We start from the raw sequence: 1,408 nt of genomic DNA, 5'->3' as shown, positions 1-1,408 counted from the left end.
TATTTCATCTTATCGGGGAACAGCCACCCTCCAAGGCTATGATCGGTTCAGGGCGCGTCGCTCCCGCGATTACCCCATGTGGATGGCTCCTGCTCCCGGCGTCGCATTGCGTATGGGTCTGCCGGAACTTCATGAAAAGCCTCATCTGGTGATCGGTTACGTGGCGGCCGGGCACAAGGTGATTCCTCCATCGGAAAAACCACCAGCATACCCGGGCGACCGCGATCACAAGACGCCTCCACAAGGAGCGTCGTCGCCGGCTCGAAACTCCGGTCGGGCTACGCCCTCCCTGCGTCTCAAGCCGCCGCCATTCTCATCCTGATTGACGCTGCACTCTCACTTTGATTGCCGCCCCGCAGAGAACGCCAGTCGTGCCTTCCTTGATGCTGTGCGGAAATCCATGCGCCAGATTCGCAAGGCCCTCGGAATAGATCCGGACCTCCTGACCGCAGCCGAGCGGCTGCAATATGAGGGGTATGTCCGGCGAGAAGAAGCCAACGCTGCCATTCTCGATCTTGCCAAGGAGGGTGTTGCCATCAAGGAGATCGTCCGCCGGACTGGTCACAGTCGTGGCGTCATCCGCAAGGTGCTGCGCGGTCAGCGTTCGGATATCTTCCGCAGTCGCGAAAGCTCCCTCGAAATCTATCTCCCGTGGCTTGATGCGCAGTGGGCGGCGGGCGAACGGAATGGCGCGGCGCTATGGCGAAGGCTGAAAGGCCAAGGCTTCAGGGGGAGCTTGCGCGCCGTCACCGAGTGGGCCACCCATCGTCGTCGGGCTGATCAGATCAGTGGCGATGCGCTTCGCCGCGCCCCCTCGCCGGTGACCTGCCACGGGTAATTTCCTCCGGTTTTGATTGGAGTCCGGCCTCGATTGAAGGACGGACAGATGAAGAGAAAGCGGTTTACGGAAGAGCAGATCATCTCGGTTTTGCGCGAACACGAGGCGGGGGCGAAGGCAGGCGATCTGGCCCGCAAGCACGGGATCTCCGAGGCGACGCTGTATAACTGGAAAGCGAAGTATGGCGGCATGGACGTCTCCGACGCCAAGCGGCTGAAGGCGCTGGAGGAGAAGAACGCGAAGCTGAAGAAGCTTTTGGCCGACCAGATGCTGGAAGCCTCGGCGCTGCGCGAGCTTCTGTCAAAAAATGGTAGGTCCCGTCGCCAAGCGCGAAGCCGTCGCGTATCTGAGGGCCGCCATGGGCCTGTCGGAACGGCGGGCCTGTTCCATCGTCAGCGCCGATCGCAAGATGGTCCGCTACCGGTCACGGCGCCCGCCGGACAGGGAGCTGCGAAGTCAGTTGCGCGACCTTGCCAACGCGCGCCGGCGCTTCGGCTACCGGCGGCTGTTCATCCTGCTGCGGCAAGGCGGCGAGCCGTCGGGCATCAACCGCATCTACCGGCTCTATCG

The 1,408-nt window shown here is 62.5% G+C and carries 2 pseudogenes; both read left to right on the top strand.

Annotated features, from left to right (window positions below):
• Positions 1–358: 358 nt before the first annotated feature.
• Positions 359–826: pseudogene (locus NKH19_RS33270) on the top strand (ISL3 family transposase); the annotation flags it as partial.
• Between the two features lie 60 nt (positions 827–886).
• Positions 887–1,408, top strand: a pseudogene (locus tag NKH19_RS33265) (transposase); the annotation flags it as partial.

It is taken from the genome of Mesorhizobium sp. M1338 (assembly GCF_040318045.1).
Lineage (GTDB): Bacteria > Pseudomonadota > Alphaproteobacteria > Rhizobiales > Rhizobiaceae > Mesorhizobium.
This window is presented reverse-complemented; position numbering and strand designations above follow the sequence as displayed.